This window comes from Paenibacillus sp. EKM301P, assembly GCF_011800295.1.
GTDB lineage: Bacteria > Bacillota > Bacilli > Paenibacillales > Paenibacillaceae > Paenibacillus > Paenibacillus polymyxa.
The window spans coordinates 21001-46777 of record NZ_JAALFM010000007.1 but is presented as its reverse complement, the minus strand read 5'-3'; the positions used below and the strand labels follow the sequence as shown (position 1 = coordinate 46777).

At 47.5% G+C, this 25777-nt stretch carries 18 protein-coding genes; 10 read left to right on the top strand and 8 right to left on the bottom strand.

The genetic code is table 11. The annotated features are described in order from the left end of the window. Positions 1–48: 48 nt before the first annotated feature. The 3 genes from HFD99_RS17405 to bglX all read right to left on the bottom strand — a co-directional run bounded on the left by HFD99_RS17405 (position 49) and on the right by bglX (position 6847). Positions 49–1053 (bottom strand): LacI family DNA-binding transcriptional regulator, encoded by a 1005-nt coding sequence (locus HFD99_RS17405; protein WP_025363772.1) that lies wholly within the window; start codon positions 1051–1053, stop codon positions 49–51. A 165-nt stretch (positions 1054–1218) separates the two neighbouring features. Next, entirely contained in the window at positions 1219–4659 is a 3441-nt protein-coding gene (locus tag HFD99_RS17400) for a GH36-type glycosyl hydrolase domain-containing protein (RefSeq protein WP_167440963.1), read from the bottom strand. Between the two features lie 13 nt (positions 4660–4672). Continuing rightward, positions 4673–6847 (bottom strand): beta-glucosidase BglX, encoded by a 2175-nt coding sequence (gene bglX, locus HFD99_RS17395; RefSeq protein WP_025363774.1) that lies wholly within the window; start codon positions 6845–6847, stop codon positions 4673–4675. A gap of 572 nt (positions 6848–7419) precedes the next feature. On the opposite strand from bglX, the gene HFD99_RS17390 reads away from it, so the two are divergent. From HFD99_RS17390 to HFD99_RS17355, 8 genes are all read left to right on the top strand, one after another. Beyond that, a complete protein-coding gene (locus HFD99_RS17390) occupies positions 7420–8673 on the top strand; it encodes a sugar ABC transporter substrate-binding protein (protein WP_025363775.1) in 1254 nt (417 codons plus the stop codon). 36 nt (positions 8674–8709) lie between these two features. Then, on the top strand, positions 8710–9594 hold the full coding sequence (locus HFD99_RS17385) for a carbohydrate ABC transporter permease (protein WP_025363776.1): 885 nt from the start codon (positions 8710–8712) through the stop codon (positions 9592–9594). Between the two features lie 18 nt (positions 9595–9612). After that, positions 9613–10467 carry a carbohydrate ABC transporter permease gene (locus HFD99_RS17380; RefSeq protein WP_025363777.1) on the top strand — a complete coding sequence of 285 codons (855 nt, stop codon included), beginning with the start codon at positions 9613–9615 and terminating at the stop codon, positions 10465–10467. A gap of 381 nt (positions 10468–10848) precedes the next feature. After that, complete coding sequence (locus HFD99_RS17375; RefSeq protein WP_225164835.1) at positions 10849–11262, top strand: hypothetical protein; 414 nt, start codon at positions 10849–10851, stop codon at positions 11260–11262. A 388-nt stretch (positions 11263–11650) separates the two neighbouring features. Continuing rightward, positions 11651–13165 (top strand): arabinosylfuranosidase ArfA, encoded by a 1515-nt coding sequence (arfA, locus tag HFD99_RS17370; RefSeq protein WP_016820228.1) that lies wholly within the window; start codon positions 11651–11653, stop codon positions 13163–13165. Positions 13166–13587: 422 nt separating this feature from the next. Then, entirely contained in the window at positions 13588–15483 is a 1896-nt protein-coding gene (locus HFD99_RS17365; protein WP_167440962.1) for an HSP90 family protein, read from the top strand. A gap of 23 nt (positions 15484–15506) precedes the next feature. After that, positions 15507–16568: a hypothetical protein gene (locus HFD99_RS17360; RefSeq protein WP_045244965.1), complete on the top strand. Its 1062-nt coding sequence runs from the start codon at positions 15507–15509 to the stop codon at positions 16566–16568. 90 nt (positions 16569–16658) lie between these two features. Beyond that, positions 16659–17405 carry a glycerophosphodiester phosphodiesterase gene (locus HFD99_RS17355; RefSeq protein ID WP_045244966.1) on the top strand — a complete coding sequence of 249 codons (747 nt, stop codon included), beginning with the start codon at positions 16659–16661 and terminating at the stop codon, positions 17403–17405. Positions 17406–17572: 167 nt separating this feature from the next. On the opposite strand, the gene HFD99_RS17350 is transcribed toward HFD99_RS17355, so the two are convergent. From HFD99_RS17350 to HFD99_RS17330, 5 genes are all read right to left on the bottom strand, one after another. Further along, positions 17573–18400, bottom strand: coding sequence for a class I SAM-dependent methyltransferase (locus HFD99_RS17350; RefSeq protein ID WP_017425699.1), 828 nt, complete (start codon positions 18398–18400; stop codon positions 17573–17575). Between the two features lie 141 nt (positions 18401–18541). Next, positions 18542–19423 (bottom strand): UTP--glucose-1-phosphate uridylyltransferase GalU, encoded by an 882-nt coding sequence (galU, locus tag HFD99_RS17345; protein ID WP_017425700.1) that lies wholly within the window; start codon positions 19421–19423, stop codon positions 18542–18544. Further along, positions 19420–19842 (bottom strand): GtrA family protein, encoded by a 423-nt coding sequence (locus tag HFD99_RS17340; RefSeq protein ID WP_117290295.1) that lies wholly within the window; start codon positions 19840–19842, stop codon positions 19420–19422. The genes galU and HFD99_RS17340 overlap by 4 nt, the downstream gene beginning before the upstream one ends. A 3-nt stretch (positions 19843–19845) precedes the next feature. Then, a complete protein-coding gene (locus HFD99_RS17335; RefSeq protein ID WP_090890762.1) occupies positions 19846–20937 on the bottom strand; it encodes a glycosyltransferase family 2 protein in 1092 nt (363 codons plus the stop codon). A 17-nt stretch (positions 20938–20954) separates the two neighbouring features. After that, positions 20955–23300: a glycosyltransferase family 39 protein gene (locus HFD99_RS17330; protein WP_123796655.1), complete on the bottom strand. Its 2346-nt coding sequence runs from the start codon at positions 23298–23300 to the stop codon at positions 20955–20957. A gap of 288 nt (positions 23301–23588) precedes the next feature. Between HFD99_RS17330 and HFD99_RS17325 the strand changes: the two genes are divergently transcribed. Both HFD99_RS17325 and HFD99_RS17320 read left to right on the top strand, forming a co-directional pair. Further along, on the top strand, positions 23589–24275 hold the full coding sequence (locus HFD99_RS17325; RefSeq protein ID WP_016820237.1) for a response regulator transcription factor: 687 nt from the start codon (positions 23589–23591) through the stop codon (positions 24273–24275). Then, positions 24272–25768 carry a sensor histidine kinase gene (locus tag HFD99_RS17320; RefSeq protein ID WP_123796656.1) on the top strand — a complete coding sequence of 499 codons (1497 nt, stop codon included), beginning with the start codon at positions 24272–24274 and terminating at the stop codon, positions 25766–25768. Before HFD99_RS17325 ends, HFD99_RS17320 begins: the two co-directional genes overlap by 4 nt. Positions 25769–25777: the final 9 nt, after the last annotated feature.

Here is a 25777-nt window from a genome sequence, read left to right as displayed (position 1 = left end):
GTTCTTTTTTTTGGAAGTGGGTAGGTGGGGGCACTTCTGTACGATTCATTAGTGCTCCTGCTGGTCTTGGGTGATGAGCGCCGCGCCTGCCGATTCTCTTTGGACAAGCGTAACGTACAACCGTTCATGCTCCACGTCTTCCCCGGCAATGATTTTGAGAACCTGTTCAGCGGCTACAGCGCCCCATTTGCGCTTGGAGTAGTCTATCGTTGTCAGCCGGGGCTGAATATATTGCGCCAGCTCGATATTATCAAAGCCGACGATATGAATATCCTTGCCAATGGTAAGCTCTGACTGAGCCATTCGATTGTAAAAGCCTACGGCCATTTCATCATTGAGACAAAATACAGCTACAGGTTCCGAATCTGGGCGAGCCTGCTGCTGTAAAATGATCTCAGCCGCCTGCTCACCGCCCGATTTCTCGAAATTGCCGTCAATTTCAATCATCTCGGCGACGCCGCTACGCTCAATGGTCTGCTTGACCGCCTGCATTCGCTGCCAGGAATCATAAGAACCTTCTGGTCCGGTCACAACATATAGCTTGCGGTGTCCCAATTCCAATAGATGCTCTATGGCGAGCGCGGCACCTGCTTTGTTATCCAGCAACACCTGGTTAATGTTAGGATGATTCAGTTCGCGGTCCAATACGACAATTTTATGTCCGCGCTCGGCGTAGTTCAGCAACTCCTGACTATCAAACGTCTGATCCAGTACGATGGCACCGTCAATCATGCGTTCTGGCAGCATTCGATGTGATTGCTTGCCGCTGCAGACAATGAGGTCATAGCCCTTGCGGTTCAAAATTTCCTTGATGCCGTACAGCAAATCTCCATAAACGTCTCCGCGAAAATCAGTCAGGAATACGCCAATAATTTTGGTCTGCCTTTTCTTGAGATTCCGTGCGGCGGCATTGGGCACATAGTTAAGCTCTTTGGCAATGGCCAAAATACGTGCGCAAGTCTCTTCTGTTACCTTATCGCTACCGTTCAAAGCATATGAAACGGTAGATATGGAAACGCCCGCCTGTTTGGCGATATCTTTAATGCTGACCACAACGTCACCTCCTTGTGTTCGTCTTATATGTGCTATTGTATATGGATTATTAACCACATAGCTATTCAAAATGTCGTAGCTCTACATGCAAGCAGCAAAGGGCGATCCCGCAAGATCGCCATTCCTTTGTTGCCTATACCTGATTTTGCTTATGCATCATTCGATTTATAAAATAATCTCCAGACGGTGTACACCATCATGTTCTACTAACGCCTGCTCGAAAGCCTCACGTTTGATGCGCAAGGCACCGGAACGATAGCGATTATCATCAGCTGGCTCACTTTCCAGAGGGGCACCGTTCAATACTGCACGGCCTTGCTCACCGCTCGTATGCTCTTGCAGCATGCGGTAGACGAAGGTGATTGGCTTTCCTGCAAAGGAAAATTTAAATTCCAATCCGTCGAGATCGTCCGGCAGCACAGGGTCCAGGATCAGGTCCTCGCCTGACTGACGAATACCAAGGACATTCGATATGAGCTGATTCATGTAGATTCCCGGACCGCTGGAATAGATTCTCCAGCCACCCTTGACGGGTACGGCTCCTTCCCGCAGTTCGCCAAACCGTTCCTGTGCTTCATAGCGGGTGTTAAATTTACCGTCCGAGCTGCTGAAATACGCGTTGCTTTGGCGCCATTCGGCATTCGGTACGGTTGCACGGATGCCGACCGGATTGATGAGCTTCAGGCTGTGCCAAGCGTCATCCTTGCGTCCTAACTTGGCCATGGCTTCCACAAAGCGGATATGAGCGTGCACATATTGCAGCCCGACCTCACGTCCAAAGTTGGCCGCTTGCTCTGCGCGCTTGAAGTGCGAACTCACACCGCCATCATATTGAGCAGGGCGGTTCATCAGACGCACACCATCCGGGCAGAGGAACTGCTCGCGGATGAGCTGCTCATGAGCCAATGCTTGCTCAGGCGTGAGCAACTGGCTGATCATGCTGCGTGTCATCGGCAGCAAACGGTAGTGGATTCCCGTCTCGGTGTCGGACGGATGGAGCATGAGCTTGGGTTGACCGGGCTCTTCCATATATACAAAGCCTGGAATAATTCCGCTCTCCAGCATGTAGCGATTGAAGTCTTTACGGATGCCGTTCGCCATCTGATGTAAATCTTGTGCAATCTTATCCGCTTCGCTTACTACATTTGCTGGAGCTTGCTCCAACGCAGCAGCAAAGTTACGAATCACTTGGTAGGTGAGTGCAACCGTCCAACTGCTCGCCATGTATTGCTTCAGTTGCGCATTGGCTGGCTGGAGAGTGTCATCCCAATCGCCATCGCCATAAGCCGATAAGTACGTATCATGCAGGAAATTCTCTCGAATATATTCGATTTCCTTCAGGGCATGTTCCATAAGGGTCGCAGTCTGCTTGGTATAATCGAAAGTATGCCGATGGGTGTAAGGCACATTTTCTCCCAGAATACTGTAATCACGGGTAGCGGTCAAATAATCGCCCAGTACCTTGAGCGGCCAAACGATAATATCCCCATGGCTTTCTTCTTGCTGCACGTGAGTATAGTTGTCAAACATAAACCATTGCGGCCAGTTTCCGCTGTCTTCATACTGATGGCTGAATACAGTTAGCAAAATGGAACGAACCTCATCAAAATTTTGCACTGCCGAAAAATATTCGACAGGCCCCTGACATACATCACGTGTTCCCCAGGCTGCTCCGCCGTATTGCTCCAGACCGTGAGGCACAGAGTAGTGGACGAGCATGTTGTGGGTGTACCACCAGGCCACTGCGTTCACACGGAATAGCTCGCTGGTTTCCTGTTGGCCAAGCGTCAGATGGAAGCCATTCATAAGCTCGGCAAAATACTCCCGGTAGCGCTCGCGCTCATCTTCAAAGGAGGCGTGTAGCTCCTTGTGTGCTCGGTCCTTCCCGGTCGAACGGCCATGCAACCAACCTTGTACAGTGCAGGTCCATTCGCTGCTGTCGCCCAGTTCCAAAACGACCAGGGATGCATCAGGAGAGGCTCCACCCTGTAGCAGTGCTTGAGCGTCGCTCACATGCTGTAATGGAGCGCCCTCTACGTGCATTCGGTAAAGCAGGTCGGGATAGGCCTCGGCGCTCAGGGGAGCGGAATCAGCTCTAAAGAGCAGGTCGTCACCTTCGCGTTCCATATGAAACGGAAGCTCATATTCGTTCACATGCATACACATTTGCTGAGTGATCAGGAATGGATAGGCTTTACCACTTGCCGAGCGCATGTGAAGCCGCACTTCTGGGCTATCAGCATTCGTATGGTTTGTAATAATGAATGTATCGTCAGCCGTTTTGTAATACCAGCGCACATAATTAAAGCCAATCTCAAACAGGGAAGGCATGGTGAGCAGGCGATATTTTCCTTGAATTCCGACGTAGATACGTTGACCGGATGTCTTAGGAATGTTGAGCGCATTACGAACGTTGGTGATCATTTTGTTGAAATTCGTATTGCCGATCACGAGCTGGGAATTGAATACCCCGTACATATAGGAAGTGGTTGTAATGGTTTCTTCCTTACCTCCAGAGTAATGCCCACCCATTAAAATGTGTCCGTGAGGACGCTCTACACGAAGCTCTTTGGATTTGAGTACGACATGCTCATAGCTATCCGTGAAAAAGGAAAGTAGTGTATCGCCATCCCGTTCTTCTTCCTGGCGTTTCGGGAAAAGCTGATTCACTTCGGCATCGGTCAAGTCCAGTGTGCGCAGCGGTTCACCGATGGTTTGAGCTGGGGCCACACGCCCTGCCTGAAGATCACTTGCCGCGTGTGCTGGTATGCTGGTCTCAGAAGCGTCCGCTAGAACGGTAGCTACTTCATCGCGTGCTTTGGTTACCAGGTCCTGATACTCCAGCTTCGTCACTGCAGCCGGATGGCTCGGCTGGAACAGACCGTAAAACGTAAAGCGAGCTTCCCCAGCGAGTTTTACCCGCTCAGATTGCAGCGCCGTATAAGCGAATTCGTATTGATACACTTCATTGGCGAGCGTGTCGCGGCGCAGTGCTTCCGGCTCATTCGTTTCCTTGTAAGAAAGTCCAAAGAACTGAAATCCGTCTGTCGAGTAACCAACAGTGCGGGTTAACGAGCCTTGTTGAATGTATGGGAATGCCTGACTTTGAGGCTGGTTTTGACGTGAGCAAACGGTATAGCCTCTTTGTTCATCATGATAGACAGTATGGTCAATATATTGAGACAAATAAGCTTCATTACTGCGCACAGCAGCGGTATCGGCAATGCCGATATCCTGACCGTACACAATATCTGCTTCAACATCATCGCCCTGTAGGGTTACATCCCAGAACCATACTCCCAGGCGGCTGAGTGTGAAGGTCACCTGATAGCCTACACCGGCAGTGAAACCTTCCCATATAATCTGCTGATCCGTTTGTCGGATTACGCCGGGCGAACGAACTCCCAGCAGAGGAGTGATGCTTACGCCGGAAGGACGATACAGTCTCAAGTACAGATTGTTCAGGGAACCATCGACTGAATTGGTCAACAGTTGGTTGATCATCGTTGAGCCGTGAGCGATCTTGTACACATCACCGCTGCTTAAGAAGGTAAAAGACAGGTCTCCGGCCCGCAGCAAAATATTTTGGTCTAGACTTGTATTCATCAAAGGGAACGCCTCACTTTCCTGTTTCTTTTACTAACCGAAAACGGCCTTCAGTAGTATCTCGGCTGTTAGGTCCTGTAAAGACGGCGAATTCACCGCTGTCACTGTCAAAGCTCAAATCTGCATGATGATAGCGCAGCTGAGGCTCGGTCACTGTAAACTCCACTTCCCGGCTTTCGCCTGGAGCAAGCAGGATTTTGCAGAAATCTTTCAGTTCCTTCATTGGGCGAACCGTATCACCGCTGATATCACGGACATAGAACTGAACGGTCTCCTCGACTGGACGTGTTCCTGTGTTCGTTACCTGCACTCTAACGGTCAGTTCTTGACCGGGAATAAGAGTATCGCCTGAAAGTTGTAAGCTGTCATAGGCTACATCGGTGTAGCTCAGGCCATAGCCGAACGGGAATAAAGGTTCGTTCGGTACGTCTAGATATTGAGACACGTAGCGTTCTGTTGTGTTCGGATCTAACTGCGGACGTCCAGTATTAAAATGATTGTAATACACTGGCACCTGTCCGACCGATTGCGGGAAGGACATCGTCAGACGACCCGTAGGTTCAGCATCACCATATAACAAATCGGCAATTGCCGCGCCGCCTTCGCCACCAGGGAACCAGGCTTCCAGTACAGCGTCTGCTTCTTCAATGACGCCGTGCAGATCCAATGGACGACCATTAAACAGTACGGCTACCATGGGCTTGTTCAGTGTCTTCAGGCGTTTCACCAATTCCAATTGAGCCTGCGGCAGGCGAATATTTGAACGGCTGCCTGCTTCACCACTCATATCTGAGCGCTCGCCAAGCGCTAGTACGATGATCTCTGCTTGACTGGCAGCATGCAGAGCTTCTGCATATTGCTCCTCTGTTATGTTGTCTACAGAGCATCCTGCCGCTACCGTGAGCAGCGAGGAGGATATTTTCGATTGGAATCCATCAACAACACGAATGGCTTCCTCTTGTGAACCGCTCCATGACCAAGAGCCCAGAATATCGCCGCTCTCTGCAAAAGGCCCGATCAATGCAATATGTTGATTGCGATTCAATGGAAGCACAGAATCATTTTTGAGCAGCACGCATGATTTAATGGCTAGTTCTTTAGCAACCGCACGGTGGGCTTCGCAGAATACCACTTCACGTTCACGCTCAGGGTCTGCGCCGCGTAGCGGATTCTCGAACAAGCCCAGCTTTTGTTTGAGCTTCAATATACGCATCACGGCTTCATCAACGAGCGCTTCATCCAGCTGTCCGCTGCGAATCAACTCAGGCAGGTGCCCATTGTAGCAGGAGGTCATCATTTCAATATCTACGCCTGCCAGCAATGCTTTTTTTGCTGCCTCCCGTTCATCCTCGGCGATGCCGTGAGGAATAAGCTCTTTGATCGCGGCCCAATCCGAAATGAGTACACCGTCAAAACCCCATTCATCACGAAGCAGATCACGCATCAGGCGCTTGTTGCCCGTTGCCGCTACGCCTTCTACGGTATTGAAGGACGTCATCACCATTTCGCAGCCTTCATCTAAAGCAGCTTTGTAGGAAGGGAGATAATACTCTCGCAGCTGCCATGCAGATACATCTACGGTATTGTAATCACGTCCGCCTTCACCGGCTCCATAAGCAGCAAAGTGCTTCACGCATGCGGCTACCCGCTCGGTATCATTCGTCAGATCATTACCCTGAAATCCGCGCACAAACGCACGGGCAAATTGACTGTTGAGATAAGGGTCTTCCCCAGTAGATTCCATTACACGACCCCAGCGTGGGTCACGTACCAGATCGACCATAGGAGCGAATGTGACGTGAACACCGGATACGGCTGCTTCCCGAGCAGCGATAGTAGCGCTCTCTTCTGCAAGTTCCATATCCCATGAGCAACCCATAGCCAGTGGTATAGGGAAAATCGTTTTGAAGCCGTGTACAATATCTGCCATAATTAAAAGCGGGATACCCAGACGGTTTTTACTCAAATGAGCCTGCTGAACACGAATTGCTTCCTGGGCTCCTGCAAGGCCGAGCACGGAACCAACGTTGTGAACCGTTTGCTCTGTGATGCCGAGAGAAGCCATAGGCCCAGTAATTTGGCCCTCTGTACCCGCTTCTTCAAAAAAGCCACCCACAAGCTGAAGCAGTTGGTCAACTTTTTCTTCAAGAGTCATGTTTTGTAAATAGGAATTCAGGTGTTGTTCCATCATAATCCTCCGTAAGCTGTATGGTTGGTAAAACAGCTCTCTTTTTCAGATTCATGAGATTTTTTGGATAAAGTTGATTCAAAAAAGTGCTGAACAGGCTAATAGCTAGTATAGAAGCATAATCTTCTGTTGTATTATTAATCGAAACGTTTCTATTGTTGGACTCAGTTGGATTATATACGCTTCCAAATAGAGAGTCAAATGCAAAACGGGGGTTTTTTATAGGACAAATAGCGTAATAAAGATTGAAATAAATGAAAAAGAGATGCGATTCCAAGTAAATAAAAAATAATATCCCTATTGAATACGGTTTCAATTTGTTCTATAATGACTATCGAAACGTTTCTATTGATGAGTATGGTCCTTAGGCTTTAAACATAATTGTTATAACGGTATGCTTTAACTGCTATGTATTTGCATGTATCAGGATTTTGCGAAATTCGATTTTAGTCGCTCCAAATTGCAATATTTGGACATTGGAAGTCGCTTATTGAATTTTTGCAAAATTCATGTGCTTGAATCCGTTATCATATTGCATGATCGGTAAACTGATCATCTCGGGAGGAATTCGTATGATGAAAAGAACATTGGGGATCATTTTGGCAAGCACCTTATTACTGGGGGGTGCGCTGGTAGGTTGTTCATCCAAGGATGATTCGTCGGGCAAAGATGCAAATGGCAAGACGACCATCACCATGTGGGGAATGGGAGCGGAAGGGAAGTTGCTGCCTGAAATTGTAAAAGATTTTGAAAAAGAAAATCCAGATATTCACGTTGATGTACAGGCGTTGCCTTGGGATAACGCTCACGACAAATTGCTCACGGCGGTTGCCTCAAAATCAGGTCCAGATGTTGTCCAGCTCGGTACATCATGGGTGCCGGAATTAGCATCTGCGGGTGCACTAACAGACATCACGCCTTACATCAGCAAATACCCTGAGCTTGAAGCGAAAAATTTCTTCAAGGGCGCTGTGAGTACGGCTCAATTTGAAGCTAAACCGGTCGCCGTACCTTGGTACACTGAAACGCGAGTTTTATTCTATCGTTCGGACCTACTGAAACAGGTTGGATACAATGAAGCACCTAAAACGTGGGAGGAACTGTCTGATGCTGCTCAAAAACTAGCGGCTCGGGGTAAAGGCAAATATGGTATCTCCTTTAGTGCAAAGGAGCAGTCCATGGGCTTTATGTTTGCTCTCCAGAACGGTTCCAAGCTGGTTGACGAGCAGGGCAATCCGCTATTCAACCAAGCACCGTTTGTAGATGCTGTGAAGTATGTAAATACCTTTTTCCAAAATGGCTCTAACGCAGTGGATATTGGAATTGATTCCGTTCAAGGTTTGCAAGGCGAGGGGATCGTTCCAATGTTTATCAGCGGTCCTTTCATGATTAAAGAAATCAAGAGCAAGGCACCAGAACTGGAAGGCAAGTGGAATATTGCGGAGCTTCCTGGCAAAGTAAACAACCTATCCGTTTTGGGTGGAGCTAACCTTTCAATTATGAAATTCAGCAAGCACCCAGAGGAGTCGGCCAAATTCCTGGCTTACATGAGCAAACCAGAAACACAACTGAAATGGATGGAGCTGTCCAGTAACTTGCCTGCGACTACTAAATCGTGGGAAGATGCCAAACTGAAGAGTGATCCGATGCTTCTGACGATTCGCAAACAGCTGGATCATTCCGCAGCATTGCCGCAACTGGCTGCATGGGAAGAGGTTTCTCAACAATTCATCAAGAGCTTTGAGCGTATTTACCGCGGTCATGCCGATGTACAGAAGGAAATGGATGACTTTAATCAGCAGGCTGCAAGTATAATGAAAAAATAATGATCCATATCCGTCATTGTCAAAGGGAGTGAAGGCATGAAAGGAAGCTCGCAGAAGCTTGCGCCATACTTGTTTATCGGTCCCTCCATCATCCTGTTAACGCTGTTTTCGTTATTGCCGATACTACTGGCGCTCGTGATCAGCTTCACGGATATGGATCTGTCCGGACTCGTTAATTATGAAAGTATTCGCTTTATAGGATTGGAAAATTACACGAACGTGCTTTTGGACCCTTCCTTTTTGAAGTCCATTGGGAATACGTTGTTTTTTGTTATCATTGGCGTTCCGCTGGTGCTGATATTTTCACTCAGCATCGCGATTCTGATTAACATGGGTAAATCACGTGCTTTCAAAGTATTCCGCGTCGTGTTCTATCTGCCGTCCGTAACGAATGTGGTTGCGGTCGCAGTGGTTTGGAGCTATCTGTATAATCCGACGCTTGGATTATTCAACTACGTACTTGGTCTGGCGAATTTGGGTCCCGTCCCATGGCTGACCGATCCAACAGTAGCGAAAATTTCGCTGATTGTGTTAGCGGTTTGGCGGGGCATCGGTTTAAACATGATTATTTTTATTGCGGCTATTAAAGGCATTCCAGGCTCTTATTATGAAGCGGCCCAGCTTGACGGGGCCAATACATGGCAGCAAATTCGTTATATTACGCTGCCGCAGCTTCGTTACGCTATTTTCTTCGTGTCCATCACGACGATGATCGGCTGGCTGCAATTTTTCGAGGAACCTTTTGTCATGACCAAAGGGAAACCGCTGGACGGCACGCTGACGGCATCCTTGTTCATTTACAATAACGGCTTCCAATTTAGTAAATTCGGGTATGCCGCGGCGGGATCGTTCATTCTGTTCTTCGCGATCATCGCGGTAACGCTGATTCAGTTCCGTTTGCAAAATAAAGCGGAGTCCTGATAGAGAGAGGTGATGAGCGTGAAAACAGCTGTTCAGCAAGCCCGCGCCAATACGCGCAGTGGTGAAAAAACATTTCAATGGTTCGTGGCGATTCTCCTGACTGTGGGAGGTCTGTTGATGGTGCTGCCTTTTGCGTGGATGATTTTATCCTCCTTTAAGACAGAGGGCGAGGTAACCAAAATTCCTCCAACCATCTGGCCGGAGCATTTTACACTGGATAATTTTAAAATCCTATTCGATAGCATGGCGTTTGGAACCTACCTGACGAATACGCTGATCATTGTCCTAGCTTCCTTCTTCGGATTATTCCTTAACGCTATGGCGGGTTATGGTTTTGCCAAATTTCAGTTTAAGGGAAAAGGTTTCCTGTTCTATCTGGTGCTGGCAACCATGATGATTCCAGGTCAAGTGACGATGATTCCCGTCTATTTGATTCTAAACCAGATGGGGTTGACCAATTCCATGCTGGGGATTGTGCTTCCTGGATTGGTGGGCGCGTTCGCGATCTTCCTCTTCCGGCAGTTCATGTCCGATATCCCGGAAGAACTGCTGGAGGCGACACGACTTGATGGAGCAGGGGAGTTCCGCACTTTTTTACAAATCGTGCTGCCCATTTCGACGCCGATTATTGCGGTACAGGCGATCCTGACCTTCATCGGTGGATGGAACAGCTTCTTATGGCCGCTCATTATTTCGAACGATGAGAAGCTGTACACCTTGTCCGTAGGTTTATCACTGCTCAAGGGACAGAACGAAAGTCAATTTGCCCTGCAAATGGCGGGCTCGACCTTTATGGTCGTTCCGATTATGATTATCTTCATTATTTTCCAAAAGTATATTATCGAGAATTATACAATTTCGGGAATTAAGTAGGGGTATAGGGTGAAAGCAAGTTTAGTCACCAGAACGAGTAGCTGAGCTTCTCTTTAGGAGAGAAGCTCAGCTTTTTTGCTTTACATGGATATATTTATATATGAGTTAGACAATATTGATGGGATAATGTGCGAATATGAAAAACGATGATAAAACATACAAAAACATACAAAAACATACAAAAACATACAAAAAAATCTGATATACCTCTAGTATTATTATTTAGAAGAGAAATGGTGGTTTTAAGATGAATGTATCTTTTACATCATCTCACCAATCGCCGTTCCACACCTCAGATAAAGATAACAACCAACTTGAACTACGGCATTCCCTTCCCCCTCAGGCTGAAAGGAAGAGTATAGGCAAGCCGCAGCATTTGGAATGGATGAGGAAAGTAAAAAAGAAGCTCAGGAAGATAAGAAGGAACAATATACGCACCAGACTGCAGAGGAGCATAAGCAAAGTCTCATTACTTATACGATGCATAATATTGTATCAGCAAACAACCAACTGAAGAATCCCAAAATCACTAAAATGGAACAAATTACATTAGGGAGCGAAGCAAAGGGTTGGGAGAACACTAACCCTTCAAGATCAACTGCTTTGCGTGAGAAGGCAGAAGGTCTTAATGAGGAAATTATGGCGATTGCCTCGAATATCAACGAGTGCATTAGTAAAGCAGTGAATAAGGAACCGACGATAATAGATGGAGATGAACCAAAGGATGAGAAAGAATTAGAGGTTGGTAGGGTGTGGACTGAACAAGAGCTCAATGCTTATGTGAATTCGTCTTAAGACGAAGCTAAGAATGCAGGTGTGAAGATTATTATTGCAGTTTGATTGGGCTATTATGTATATGGTACACCAATTATGAGGGTGCTTTCTGACAAACAGTATCGTTCGAAGAAGCACCTTCGTTTACTCTAATAAAACGATCAATAGGACTATTATGATTTAGTAAAGAGGCTATTTGCTAAATAGATTTGTTTATAAAATGAAGTGTTCAGAAATACGTAACCAAATGCTTATCTTTTATTATTAAATACTTAATATATATATTAAGTATTTAATAATAATGTTGACTATAGTGATTATGGTGTGTTATATTGAAAGCGTTAATAAAATGGCTTGTTAGCTTTAGGTACAACAAATTTTATTTTCGCATTCAGAGAGGATGGTTTAGGTGGCAGCAGCTGTAAAAGCAAAGATGATCGTAGACAAGTCTTTTCGTATTGCTGAAGTCGATAAACGCATTTATGGTTCTTTTGTAGAGCACCTCGGGCGTGCTGTATATGGTGGTATTTATGAGCCTACTCATTCAACTAGTGATGAAAGCGGTTTCCGTAATGATGTTAAAGAACTGGTAAAAGAACTAGATGTTCCTATTATACGCTATCCGGGCGGTAATTTTGTATCCGGTTACAATTGGGAGGACGGCGTTGGCCCTGTCGCATCCAGACCTAGACAGTTAGAGCTGGCGTGGAGAACGGTCGAACCGAATGAAGTAGGGACGAATGAATTTTTTAAATGGGCCCAGGATGTTGGCTCCGAAGTAATGATGGCGGTGAATCTGGGTACGCGTGGTATTGATGCGGCACGTAATCTGGTGGAATATTGTAACCATCCAGGTGGCTCCTATTGGAGTGATTTACGTCGTAGTCACGGTGTAGAGCAGCCACATAAGATTAAAACCTGGTGTCTTGGTAATGAGATGGACGGTCCATGGCAGATTGGTCACAAGACAGCAGAGGAATATGGTCGTCTGGCTGTAGAATCTGCAAAAGCTATGAGGCTGATTGACCCTGACATTGAACTTGTATCCTGTGGAAGCTCCAGCTCCACGATGCCGACGTTCCCGGAATGGGAGGCAACCACACTGGATCATACGTATGAGGTAGCTGACTATATTTCCCTGCACCAATACTACGGCAACCATGACAATGATACGGCTAATTATCTGGCACGTTCTATGGACATGGATCATTTTATTCGTACAGTCATTTCGACTTGTGATTATATCAAAGCGAAGAAACGCAGCAAGAAAAAAATGATGCTCAGCTTTGACGAATGGAATGTGTGGTACCACTCCAATGATGCGGACAAAAAAATTGATCCATGGTCTGTGGCACCACCGCAGCTTGAGGATATTTACAACTTTGAAGATGCATTGTTGGTCGGCAGCATGTTGATTACGTTCCTGCGTCACGCAGACCGTGTAAAAATGGCTTGTATGGCTCAACTGGTCAACGTTATTGCACCAATCATGACCGAAAATAACGGAAAAGCGTGGAAGCAAACGATCTTCTATCCGTATCTGCATGCCTCCCGTTATGGTCGTGGGATATCGCTGATGCCTGTAGTGGACTCCGAAAAATACGACTCCAAAGACTTTACAGATATTCCTTATCTGGATAGCGCTGTAGTTTATGATGAAGAGGGAGACGCGCTGACGGTCTTTGCAGTGAACCGTCACTTGTCTGAATCGCTGGAGCTGACGGTAGATGTACGCAGTTTTGAGGGTTACCGCATTGTCGAGCATACTGTACTGGAGCATGATGATCTCAAAGCGACCAACAGCCCAGCTGGTGAAAAGGTTACACCTCATAACGGTGGCAATGCCAAGCTTGAAGACGGAATTGTAAAAGCCCATTTGGGTAAAGCCTCGTGGAACGTGATCCGTCTTGCTAAGTCTCATTAATTCTCATTAATTCTCTTTCTAAAAGGAACGCACTAGGCTATGCCTAATAAGTCCGCATTCTCTCTTGTAAGGCTACTACAAGAGAGAATGCGGGCTTTTTGTATAAAATGAGTCATTTGTCCCTCCATCGATCTAGTGCCCGAAAGGAAGGGATAATTTTAATAAATATTATGTTTATTCCTAAATTTAACTAGGCAAAGATGATCCTTATTCACTAAGTGTTCGTGCTTCATTCATTTTTGTGAAGTTAATTAGACCCAGGTCCGACATTCCCGGGTGAAAAAAGACCCTGTTATACCGTTGTCAATGAATTGATATCTGAAACGAGGGTGTGTAATCCGACTTAAATCCACGTTATACTTTAAAAAGTGGCTATTTATTAAAAAAGATGGCTGTAGCATTTCGAGAAAGGAATGATCTCTATGAGTCAAACGGACGAATATCGTTTTCAAGTGAATTTGGGCGGCATGATTGATATTTTGGCCAATCATTTATATAGCAGTCCACGAGTGTTTATACGTGAAATACTGCAAAATGCAACAGATGCGATCACAGCTCGCAAGGAGCTGGGGAAGGCTGCTGCTGAAAGTAAACCAATGAAAGAAGACAATACTCTTGGAGATACAGCTTTTGAGAGTAACGACTATGAAGGCAAAGTCATCGTGGAGCTATCCGGTGCCGGGGACCAGCAGGTATTGATGATTCAGGATAATGGGATTGGATTGTCTGAAGAAGACATTCACCGGTTTCTGTCGATCATCGGGCAGTCTTCCAAGAAGGGAGCTGACTTGCTGACCTCGGAGACTTCATTTATCGGGCGTTTTGGGATTGGTTTACTGTCTTGTTTTATGGTGAGCGATGAGATTGTAGTACTGACCCGTTCGGTGAAGGAAGGCGTCTCTATGGAATGGAAAGGGAAGCCGGATGGGACATATACAATTCGTCGATTAGAGACCCCATTGCCTACAGGGACACAAATTTATTTGCGCTGCAAGCCAGGGAGCGAGTTTTATTATGAGCCAGCTCAGGTGAAAGATTCTTTATTTTATTATGGAGCCTTGCTTCCCTATCCTGTCCTGCTGTCTGTAGACGGGGAGACCAAGCAGGTCAATCTTCCATCGACAAGCTGGATGCAAGACCCGGAAGAATTACGAAGCCGCCGCGGTGAGGTGCTGGATTTAGGCTATCGTCTGATGGGTGAGCGCTTCAGTGATTTTATACCGCTACGGACAGCATCGGGTAGAACAGGCGGGATTGCATTCATTTTGCCTCGCAGTGTTAATCTGAACAGCAAGCGGCTGCATCGGGTGTACCTGAAGCATATGCTCGTGTCTGACAAAGCGGAAAATGTATTGCCAGAATGGGCATTTTTCATTAAAAGCCTGATTTGGACAGATGAATTGCAACCAACGGCATCACGTGAATATTTTTATGAAAATGAGCAGCTTGATGCGGTTCGTTCTGAATTGGGGACCTGTATTCGCGAAGAACTGCTACGCATGGCGGAATATGAGCCAGACCGCTTGCAGCACTGGATTCGTTTGCATGAGCTGTCCATGAAGGCGCTCGCGGTTGAGGATGATGAGTTTCTGCGGATTATGCATCGCTGGTTTTCCTTCGAAAGTACATTTGGGCGGCGCGAGCTGAGTGAACTGATCCGAGAGGCGGGCGGACGTCCGCTCCATTACACGGCGACCGTGGATGAGTATCGCCAGATTACGCATGTGGCGGCAGCGCAATCGATGCTGGTGATCAATGGCGGATATATCTATGATGCAGAAATTTTGGATAAGCTGCACTGGATCGACGCTACCCTGCAAACAGAGCGGCTCAGCCCTGAGGATGTATCTTTATCATTTACCGGACTGACGCAGGAAGAGCACACAAAGTATTACGGTGTGCTGCGTGTGATGGATGCTGCATTGCAGCCAATGCGTTGCCGTGCTGAGTTGAAGCGTTTTGAGCCTGCGAGCTTGCCTGTGCTTTACACCATTTCACAGGATGCACTAACCTTGCGCTCCATGGAACACACAGTTGAAGAGACAACTTCACTTTTTTCCAATGTGCTAGATAGTCTAAAAGCGGGAGTCCAGCAGAACGCGGGCTACTCGACCTTGTATTTTAATTTCAACAACCCGGTAGTGGCGCGAATTTTTGAAGCTACTGATACACAGATGATTACGGCTGCCACAGAAATGATGTATGTGAATGCACTTATGATGGGTCACTATCCGATGAACCGCAGTGAGCTGGAGCTGATGAACCGGAGTGTGCTGCATTTTATCAATTGGGGATTAGGGAACGGACAGAATACGTAATTGCGTAATAAAGGAGGATTCAAATGGAAGAGACGATATATGAATTGATGGAGCAGGCGCAGGATATGCCCGGAGGGGCGGCGAAGCTGGCGATTCTGGAAGAGGCTGTTCGCTTGGCGGATACTTCAGGTTTGAAGGAGCTCGCTTATGAAATTCGGGGAGAGATTGTAGACTGTGCTATTTTTAACGGATATCCATTGAAATCACTGATTGCTTTTTCATGGCAGCTGGGTCAATTTGACCAAAATCCAGAGGAGTACGACCCCGTTGAGCTGTTGTGGAACTACAAATGGATACTCGGGAAGGTGTGCAGCTTTTCCAATATATCGAAGACTCAAATCGAAGATTTGGTGGAGGATATGCGCAGACGTTATGCCGAATACGGGTATAATGAGCGTCCATATTACTATTATAAGTTCCGCATCGCGATGGACATGGGGGAACTGGATGAAGCACGGCGGTATCTGGATATGTTCCGCGTGATTGAGCCAGACAGTATGAGCGATTGTGAAGCCTGTGAGCAGAGCCAGATGGTGCGGTTCTATTACTTGACCGGAGAAGACGAGCAGGCGCTTGCCGTGGCAAAACCGATTTTATCGGGACGGATGAGATGTGCAGAAGTACCGCATGTGACGCTCTCGCAGGTGCTATTGCCGCTGTATCGTCAAGGCGAGGTTGATCAGGCGAAGGAGCAGTATCGGAAAGGCTATCGCCTGGTTCGTGATGACCGAGACTTCCTGAAAACGATCGCAGAGCATATTGAGTATTTGACAGTTGCAAATCCGATTGAAGGCATCGGAGTGGTGGAACGTCATTTGCACATCGCACTGGACTATGAGAGCGGATTGGAGCAAATGTATTTTTACGCAGCGATGGTGGGGTTGCTGCAAAAGCTGGATACTTCGAGCAAACTTCGTTTGATTCGGATGCCTGCGTCTTTTGAATGGGGCAAACAGGAACGTACATTAGAAGAGATCATCGCATATTTTAAACCTCTGGCAGAGTCAGCAGCAGCCGAATTTGATCGACGGAATGGGAATACATTTTATTCGGATTGGATCGGGAAGATTGTTCAACCAGCGTAGAAGAACAGGCATCTGGGATGAATATTTTATACAGCCCAAACAATGAACGAGTACAATGTTCTTGTTTGAAATGACAGGAGGGATTAGATCGTGACTATGACCCAGAAGGTGATTAATTTTGCACATCGCGGAGCTTCAGGGGTATGTCCTGAAAATACGATGGTGGCTTTCCGCCATGCGTTAGAACTGGGAGCAACGGGTATTGAAACGGATGTGCAGCGTACCCAAGATGGGCATTTGGTGCTAATTCACGATGAGTCGCTGGAGCGCACGACAGGCTGTCCACTAGATGTAAGAGATATCACGCTGGAAGAATTAAATAAACTGGACGCAGGCAGTTGGTTTGATGAGAAATTCCGAGGCGAGCGGGTACCGATGCTGGATGAGTTATTGGAACTGGCCCAGTCCTCGGATACCATTATTAATCTGGAATTGAAAAATAGCGTTCATCTCTATCCAGGGATGGAGGAAGAGGTTATTGCCGCTGTGAAGCGTTTCGGATTGGAAGAGCGGGTGATCTTATCCAGCTTCAATCACGAATCGCTCGCGCTCTGTGCGCAGATAGCCCCTGAGATCAAGACGGGAGCGCTATATATTGAAATTATGGTTCGCCCATCGGAATATGCAACCCAATTCGGGGTTACAGCACTTCATGCCTATAAGCAAGTGGTTACACCAGAAGCTGTGTCTGAGGCCTTGGCATTAGGTGTCGTCTACCACCCATGGACGGTGAATGAGCCGGAAGAAATGGAACGTCTGCTGGAGGCTGGAGTGAACGGCATCATTACAGACTACCCAGATCGATTGGCGCACATTCTAGCTGTCCACTCTTCTTAAGAGGAAGGCGCAGCAAAACTACACTACTACTAGAGATTGTACGGAAATAGTAGTAGAAATGTATTGAATGAAAAAAGACTCTCCTACGTACTCGCTTTCACGAGACAAGGAGAGTCTTTTTTTGCTTGAGCCGAAGAGAATATGATCACGACAATTTTGATCCCGTTCTATTTGATGCCAAGTCTCATACGATAGCTGAACAGGATATCCAGTGTTCTGCCTTCAAAATGATTCTCTACCAGCTTCACGAAGCGAGCTATATCGTCATCAAGTGTTCGATTGCCAAGTTTGAAAAGACTCTGAATCCCCCCTTGGCTAAGAGCGAGCCCAGTATAACGAGCAGCGTCACATTGCTCACGATTGTGGAAGACAATCTCCCGAGTATAGCGAAATTGTCCGCTGCGGTGCAGATTAGCTAGATGCTGATCTTTACTCCATTTATGAGCTCGTTGCTCTACTGGCGCTTCCTGTTCCAAAACGCCATCCGCTTTGGTGATAAGCTCTGTATAAGCTTGCTCTATCTGCCATTGCAGCACTGGAGGCCAGTCACAGTCAAAGGCCGCAAACACACCGCCTTGAGCCAAGACCCTGCCTGCTTCCTGAAGCGTGCTCTCGGGGTCCATCCAGTGAAAGGATTGAGAGCAGGTAATGACGTCTACAGTGCTGTCCTCAAAGGGCAGGTTGTTGGAGAACCCGCTCTCGAAGGAAATAGCTCCTGCCATTGTCGTTCCTGCTCTCTCCAGCTTGCGCTGCGCTATTCCTCTCATGTCCGGGTTAGGCTCGATGCCGACGATTCGCTGAGCGCTGTCTTTCCATATGAAAGTTGAAAGTCCGGTACCGCAGCCAATATCGGCAACTAGCTCTACGTTCCGATCCAGATAGCGGCTGATGATTTCCACCACGAGTGATGGCGCTTCTGGACGGTGCTGATCGTAGTTGTCGGCAAAGCCATTGAAACGATCCACATTACTTTGCAGATTTCCCTCAGGAATCATAGGGTCTTTTCCTCCTTAGCTTCGGCCGGGCGACCGAACAAATTCCGATGTTCTGTACTCTTACATTGTACAAGTTTATGTGCTTAACCAGCTACTTTTGTGTTTTCACAACATCATCGGATTTCGGTGGAGGAAAGTCTCCTATTTTATCATTGAAGCAAGTGCCCACTCACGCATCATGGAGTCAAGCATTGGACGCAAATCTTCGCGCTGCATGCCCATGTGGAGCACCGCTTCCAGATAGCCGGCTTTATCACCAATATCGTAGCGTGTGCCCTCCAGCTCCAATGCGAGCAGCTGGTTCTGCAATGCTACTTGATGCAGAGCATCTGTCAATTGGTATTCACCGCCCGCTCCAGTCGACATGTTCTCTAATATGGAGAAAATAGAAGGCTCCAATACATAGCGACCAATGACCGCCTGTCGCGAAGGAGCATCTGCTGGAGCAGGTTTTTCAACAAGTCCGCCGACTTCATGAATAAGACCATTCTGGCGGATAGAGTCAATAATGCCGTATTTACTTACATCCTGTTCTTCCACTGTACGCACGCCGACCACTTGCTTGCCAGTGGCTTCGTAAACATCCATCATTTGACGAATCGCCGGAGTGGAGGAATTCATAATATCATCGCCCAGTAACACGGCGAAGGGCTCATCGCCAATGAACTGACGTGCGCAGCGTACCGCGTGCCCCAAGCCGAGCGGCTCTTTTTGACGGATATAGTGAATGACTGCTTTGCCCCCGATGCTTTGTACTTCACGCAGGAGATCATATTTACCCTTGCTCTCCAGTACTTGCTCCAGCTCTACGGACTTGTCAAAATGGTCTTCGATGGCTTTTTTATTACGCCCCGTAACGATAATGATGCTCTCAATTCCGGACTTGATGGCTTCTTCTACGATATATTGAATCGCTGGTTTGTCTACGATGGGAAGCATTTCTTTCGGTAAAGCTTTCGTAGCTGGCAAAAAACGGGTACCTAAACCGGCGGCAGGAATAACGGCTTTTGTAATTTTTCTCATAGGGACTCACTTTCCTTTCGGGATGGGGAACCGAATACCCAGTATCGGCTCCCGATATAATTGATGATCATTCCGGCTGCAGTGGCGATCAGCTTGCCTAAAGCAAGCGGCAGCTCGGTTTCAGTGTGAAGCACTTGCAGCAATAAAGAGGTTATCCCCAATACGATGAGGTTGATGACGATAAATTTGAGTAATTGACCTTTGTTTGTGTTGTTAGCTTGTTGTTTGCTGAATGTCCATTTGCTGTTCAAAATATAACTGTTGGCTGTGCCGCAGCTGTACGAAATGATCTGCGCCACCACGACCGGCACTCCGGTCCAAGCCAGCAGCATGAAAATGATATAATCTACACCCGTATTCACCAGACCTACGATGCCAAATCGGATCATAGGAAGCAGCTGGGCTATGCGACTTCTCATGGGTTAGGCTCCATGGCCGGATTTGGGTCCAGTATATACCGCGCTGTTGCCGCGTACTGTACGTGCACCCGAAATCAGACTGTCACGGGCTCCTTGCATGTACAGGGAGTCGCGTTGTTCAGGAACCTTCATAGCATGCGTCGGACCGTTATCGTATTGTCCACCCAAACGCTCACGGACAATGTAGAGCGGACGCGCTTTGGTTTCGTCATAAATCCGTCCAATATATTCACCCATAATACCGAGGATAATCAGAATCACCCCGTCGAAGATCAGGCTGATGCTAATCATGGATGACCAGCCTTTCATCACATAGGAATCGGTGAAAAGGTTAAGAAACAATACATACATCAGATACAGGAAGCCGGACATGGACAAAAGTGCGCCGATATACCCTGCCAGCTTGAGCGGCTTAATCGAAAAGGATGTGATCCCGTCGAGACTGAGCTTGATCATGCGTTTTAGCGGATACTTGGTTTCGCCTGCGAGCCGCTCATCGCGCTCATATTCAACAGCGGTTTGTTTAAAGCCGATCCAACTGACCAGGCCGCGTACGAATCGGTTATTTTCCGGCAGTCGTTTCAATTCATCTATGACCTTGCGATCCATTAGGCGGAAGTCGCCGGTGTCGACCGGGATATTAATATCCGTTGATGCTTTAAGTACGCGGTAGAAGAGGCTGGCAGACCATTTCTTGAAGCGAGTTTCGCCATTGCGTTTGAGCCGTTTGGCGTAGACGACTTCATAGCCTTCCTTCCACTTGTTAGCCATCTCAACAATCAATTCCGGCGGGTCCTGGAGGTCGGCGTCAATGACGACGACCGCCTCTCCCACCGCATAATCCATCCCGGCGGTAATAGCTAACTGATGACCAAAGTTGCGAGAGAAATCAATCAATACAATCGTGTCATCTCTGAGACTGAATTCCTTGATGAGCTGGACGCTGCGGTCCGAACTTCCATCATTGACGAAGATCAGCTCATAGGGCTCACCCATTGAGCCCATGACTTGTTTCAGCCTCCGATAGGTTTCCGTAATAACGGCTTCCTCGTTGTACATTGGAATAACTATGGAATAACGGATGGGTTCACTCATTCGTAGTTCCTCCTCATTTATAATGTGATTTCGTATAAAGTACCGCTTCCGCCACGCTCGTCTCCGCCAGGTCCGCCTTGGCCATCCTGAGCGCTCGCATTGCTGTTTGTGGTGTCGTTTCCGCTGTCGGTTGCTTTCACTGCTGTACTTGTTTCTTCTGTTGTTGTTTTCCATTCATCTGTAGGGATTTCTTTGCCGTGTTCCTTGATCCATGCATTGACTTCGGAGTTGCCGCCGTCCGGTCCACCGCCGCCACCAGAAATCATAAAGTATTTCACTTGCCCACTTTCAACCAGCGCCTTGATTTTATCGACGGTATAGACCGGATCGGAAGACACAAAACCGTTCATAATAATTACCTTTTGTCCGGCTTCGATCAGGTAAGGAGCGGCTGTTGAATAATTACTTGCTGCGAAAAGATAGGTTTCACCTGTATTGTTTTTTTGTAAGTAGCTCAACGTTTTTTGATCTAAACTTTGACTGCCGTTCGGGCCTCCCATTCCTCTGGAGCGGGTAGAAGATCTCTGTTCCGTGTCAGTACTTGTTTGTGTGCTTGAAGTATTTTCGTCAGAGCTGGAATTGTCTGCATTATTGTTCTGGTTATTCGCTTGTTTCTCTTCAGCTTGTTGTCCATTGAAACCTGAACCTCTGTTGCCGTCATTGCGGCCTGGCATTCCGCCACCGCCGCCGCCAAATTGAGTCGGTCCAGCTTGTGGAATCATGCTGTTGCCACCGTAAACGATTGGTGTCAATGCCCAGTACACAGGGCCGATAAACATAGCAAGTACACTTGCAATAATGGCATATCTTGTGAACTTCTCGGATTTCATTCGTGCTACTACCAGAAGTGCTGTGCCGATGATCCCTAGGATCAATACCGCGATGGACCAGCCGCTACCGATGGTGTCGTTGTAATTTTGTAGAATGAACCAGCTAAATACCGATGTTGCCAATACTGCCACGGGTAACAGCCAGGAGAGCCAGTTGGAACGCTCACGATACTGCTGCCACAATTCTACGAACCCTGCTCCAAAGAGCGCTGCAATCGGTGGTGCAAGCATAATCAGGTAATAATGATGGAAGAAACCTGCTACGCTGAAAAATGCAGCTACGGGAATCAACCAGGCGAGCCAGAAGATAACCTCTTTATATTTCTGTGTGATATTACGGCGTCGAATACCGGCAAGCAAGCCGATAGAAGCAATGATTACGAACGGAAGTAGCCAGCTGGCTTGGCCTGATAGGGAAGATTGGAACAACCGCAAAGGCCCCTTTTCACCAGTACCGAACATGCCGCCACCGGAATTTCCACCCGGGCCACCACCAGGACCACCCTGTCCGTCTCCACCAGGAGCGCCTTGTCCGTTCCCACCGAATCCGCCCGGTGGCATTTGACCACCTGCACCAGGTCCGCCTGCTGTCATGTTGTTGGCACCAGAATCATCTGTAGTGGTAGTGCTGTCGGATGATGGAGTTGTCTGGATCTGATCCGTGTTCGTATTGTTGCTATTGGTTGCAGCGTTGTTGTTCTGCTCTGAGCGTTGACCGCCACGATTTCCACCTGTTCCCTGATCTCCTGTCAGGCGGGACAGGCCGTTATAACCGAAGGCCAAATTCAGTACAGAGTTGGTTCCGCTACTCCCCATATAAGGACGCTCATCGGCTGGAGTGGAGTCCACTATGACTGCCCAAGAGAGCGATACAATCAAGAGGACTACTGCCGAGCCTGCCAACGTAATTGCTTTACGTTTCCAGTTAAACTTGGAAGCCAGCAGATAGAACAGGCCCAACGCCGGAACGATCATATAGGCTTGCAACATTTTTTCGTTAAAGGCGATGCCGACGACTGCAAAAGCAGCCAGGACCAACCCGGTTTTGCTATTTTTAAGGCCTCTGAACAATAGCCAAGTTGCGAGCAATAATGTGAAGACCAACATAGCGTCAATGTTATTCGTGCGGCTAACCGCTACGGCTATCGGTGTTGTTGCCATGGCGAAGGCAGCCAGGCGTGCGGCCAGTGTACCAAAGCTCGGTTTGACGAGTAAGTAGATAAGCAAGACCGATCCGACCTGAGCCAGCGCCTGTGGCAGGATTACGCTCCATCCGTGAAGTCCGAATATATAGGCGCTCAACGTCTGAATCCAGAACACCACTGGCGGTTTGTCTACCGTTACCGATCCTGCAGAATCAAGTGAGGCGAAAAAGAAATTATGAAAGCTCTGCAGCATGCTTGCTACTGCCGTCGTGTAGTAGGTGTTTACGTATTTGTCTTGCCAGATGTTGTATCCGTTCAAAAATGCGGATATCAGCATAATGATGATCAGGGGGATGTCCGCCCTGGTCTTGAACCATTTCTTAATCATGTTCATTCCACTCCCTGTGAAAATTCTTTGTTTTTATTCCGTTGTTCTAGCCGCTATCTTCAGGACTGCGGAATGACCAGTCGCTTCCGATCTTGGCCCGGTGAACTACCGGCTTGCTATTATCATGCCATACGTACCTTAATGAGTTCTGAGCGCTCCCTGAACGTTAGCTGAAAGCTGAGATGAGGTGCTTTTTTTACGGCAGGATTCAGGTATATTAGATACAGGTTAAAATGAACCGACTTTTAATGTGAGAAAAATGCGCCAATATGAAAGGGAAGATTAATGATGAATCCAATACACGGAGTTAAGATTATGCTGGCGGACGATGAGCCTCATATTTTGCAATTTTTAGAGCTTGGACTGATTAATGAAGGGTATGAAGTCAGAACCGCCGAGAACGGGAGTGCAGCGCTCGATCTGGCTAGAGAGTTTCGCCCGCATGTAGCGGTGCTGGATGTGATGATGCCGGAAATGAATGGTTTTGAGGTATGCCAAAGTCTCAAGGAGACAGAGGATAACATCGCAGTTATTATGCTGACAGCCAAGGATGATGTGGACGATCGGGTAAAAGGGCTCAAGCTCGGCGCGGATGATTATATCGTAAAGCCCTTCAGTTTTAACGAACTGCTGGCTCGCATTGAAGCGCGTTTGCGAAATCAGTTCCCAGACCTGTTGGGGGAAGTGGTTCACGGACCCTTTCAAGTGGATGACCGACGGAAGGAGATTCGCTATCAGAACCAGGTGCTGGAGTTATCGCCTACCGAATACGAACTATTGAAGTTTCTGGTGTTGAATCACGGAATTGTGCTGAGTAAAAGTCGTATTTTGGACCGAGTCTGGGGGTATGATTTTGGGGGCGAGGATAATATTGTGGAAGTGTATATTCGCTCCTTACGTGAAAAACTCAAAGATAAGGAGCATCGGGTCATTCGGACGCTGCGTGGTGTTGGGTACCGAGTGGATTTGTTATGAAGGCGGGAGGGAAAAGTCGGAGAAAATATGCGCTTCGTTCTCTCCGGTCCCAGCTTTTGGCCAGAACCTTACTCATTTTGGCTTTATTGCTCGTATTGATCGGTTTTCTCCAATACTTTTTAATGAAAGATTTTTTGTATCGCAGTCGGGCGGAAGCTATGGATACACAGCTGAATTCAATACCTGCCGATTTATTGATTAAGGATTCGCAGGAAAAGAACGGGGCTGGGGTCACTGTTCCTCAAGATGAGACCAATCGGAGAAGTAATCGACCGGGACCATTTCTGTTTTGGCCGGATATGTCGCTTGCTTCTATAGGTATAGACGGCACCTTCCAGAGCTTGTCCAATGAAAATGGACTTAAACCGCCGCGCCTCACCACTCAGCAGTATCGAGCAATGCAGCAGAGCAAGCGCATGCGTCACGGCTATCAATTAATTACGGATGCTCAGGGAAAAGAACAGCTGGTTGTGTTTCGCCCACTCGGACCACCAGACCGTTCGTCAGGGTTACTTCAAATGGGCGTATCCACGAATTCTATGCAGGCGCAGTTGATCAATCAACTCCGCACCTTTATTTTATTGTCCCTGATTGCACTTGCGATTGGTTTAGCACTTATGCTTCCTGTGCTTCGCCGCACATTGGTTCCTCTTTCCAGAATGGTCGAGGCAGTCAAACGTATTGATGCGGGCAATTTGGACGAGCGCTTTGACGCAGAGCAGGGTCAGTATGAGGTAGATCGCTTGGCAGTTTCATTTAATGGAATGCTGGAGCGGTTGGAGCATTCTTTTGCTGCCGAGCGGGAATTGCAGATGCAAATGCGACGATTTATTGCGGATGCCTCCCATGAACTGCGTACCCCGCTCACATCCATTCACGGTTTCTTGGAAGTGCTGCTTCGTGGAGCAGCCTCCAATCCAAAGCAGCTCCAATCAGCACTAGAGAGTATGTATGGTGAATCCAAGCGGATGAATAAGCTTGTCTCTGATTTGCTATTGTTGGCTAAGCTGGATCGAACACCGGAGTTGAAGCTGGAAGACATATCACTAGATGCATTGCTGCTGGAAATGAAACCGCAGCTCCTTATGCTGGCAGGCACACGTAAGGTAGTTTTTGATATGACAGCAGGTGTACGGGTATTGGCAGAAGGCGATAAGATCAAACAAGTCGTGCTTAACCTGTTTCACAATGCTGTTCAACATACCGATATGGAGAAGGGCGTGATCCATGTCAACCTATCGGCTGGTAAGAAACTGGCAGATATTCAAATTCGTGATAATGGACCCGGCATGGAGAAGGAACAGCTGGAGCGGATATTTGAGCGATTTTATCGTGGAGATGAATCGCGTACACGCAGCTCAGGCGGAGCGGGCCTTGGTCTGGCTATTACACAATCGATCGTGGAAGCTCACGGTGGGAGCATTACAGCTGAAAGCACACTGGGAACGGGGAGTATATTTAAAGTAACGTTGCCTTTAGCAGGAACAGTATAGTATCGCAGA

Coding starts and splice junctions, on each gene's coding strand:
- HFD99_RS17400 (WP_167440963.1), bottom strand. CDS start 4,659: ATGAATACAAGTCTAGACCAAAATATTTTGCTGCGGGCCGGAGACCTG.
- bglX (WP_025363774.1), bottom strand. CDS start 6,847: ATGGAACAACACCTGAATTCCTATTTACAAAACATGACTCTTGAAGAA.
- HFD99_RS17390 (WP_025363775.1), top strand. CDS start 7,420: ATGATGAAAAGAACATTGGGGATCATTTTGGCAAGCACCTTATTACTG.
- HFD99_RS17385 (WP_025363776.1), top strand. CDS start 8,710: ATGAAAGGAAGCTCGCAGAAGCTTGCGCCATACTTGTTTATCGGTCCC.
- HFD99_RS17375 (WP_225164835.1), top strand. CDS start 10,849: ATGGATGAGGAAAGTAAAAAAGAAGCTCAGGAAGATAAGAAGGAACAA.
- HFD99_RS17365 (WP_167440962.1), top strand. CDS start 13,588: ATGAGTCAAACGGACGAATATCGTTTTCAAGTGAATTTGGGCGGCATG.
- HFD99_RS17360 (WP_045244965.1), top strand. CDS start 15,507: ATGGAAGAGACGATATATGAATTGATGGAGCAGGCGCAGGATATGCCC.
- HFD99_RS17350 (WP_017425699.1), bottom strand. CDS start 18,400: ATGATTCCTGAGGGAAATCTGCAAAGTAATGTGGATCGTTTCAATGGC.
- galU (WP_017425700.1), bottom strand. CDS start 19,423: ATGAGAAAAATTACAAAAGCCGTTATTCCTGCCGCCGGTTTAGGTACC.
- HFD99_RS17340 (WP_117290295.1), bottom strand. CDS start 19,842: ATGAGAAGTCGCATAGCCCAGCTGCTTCCTATGATCCGATTTGGCATC.
- HFD99_RS17335 (WP_090890762.1), bottom strand. CDS start 20,937: ATGAGTGAACCCATCCGTTATTCCATAGTTATTCCAATGTACAACGAG.
- HFD99_RS17330 (WP_123796655.1), bottom strand. CDS start 23,300: ATGATTAAGAAATGGTTCAAGACCAGGGCGGACATCCCCCTGATCATC.
- HFD99_RS17325 (WP_016820237.1), top strand. CDS start 23,589: ATGAATCCAATACACGGAGTTAAGATTATGCTGGCGGACGATGAGCCT.
- HFD99_RS17320 (WP_123796656.1), top strand. CDS start 24,272: ATGAAGGCGGGAGGGAAAAGTCGGAGAAAATATGCGCTTCGTTCTCTC.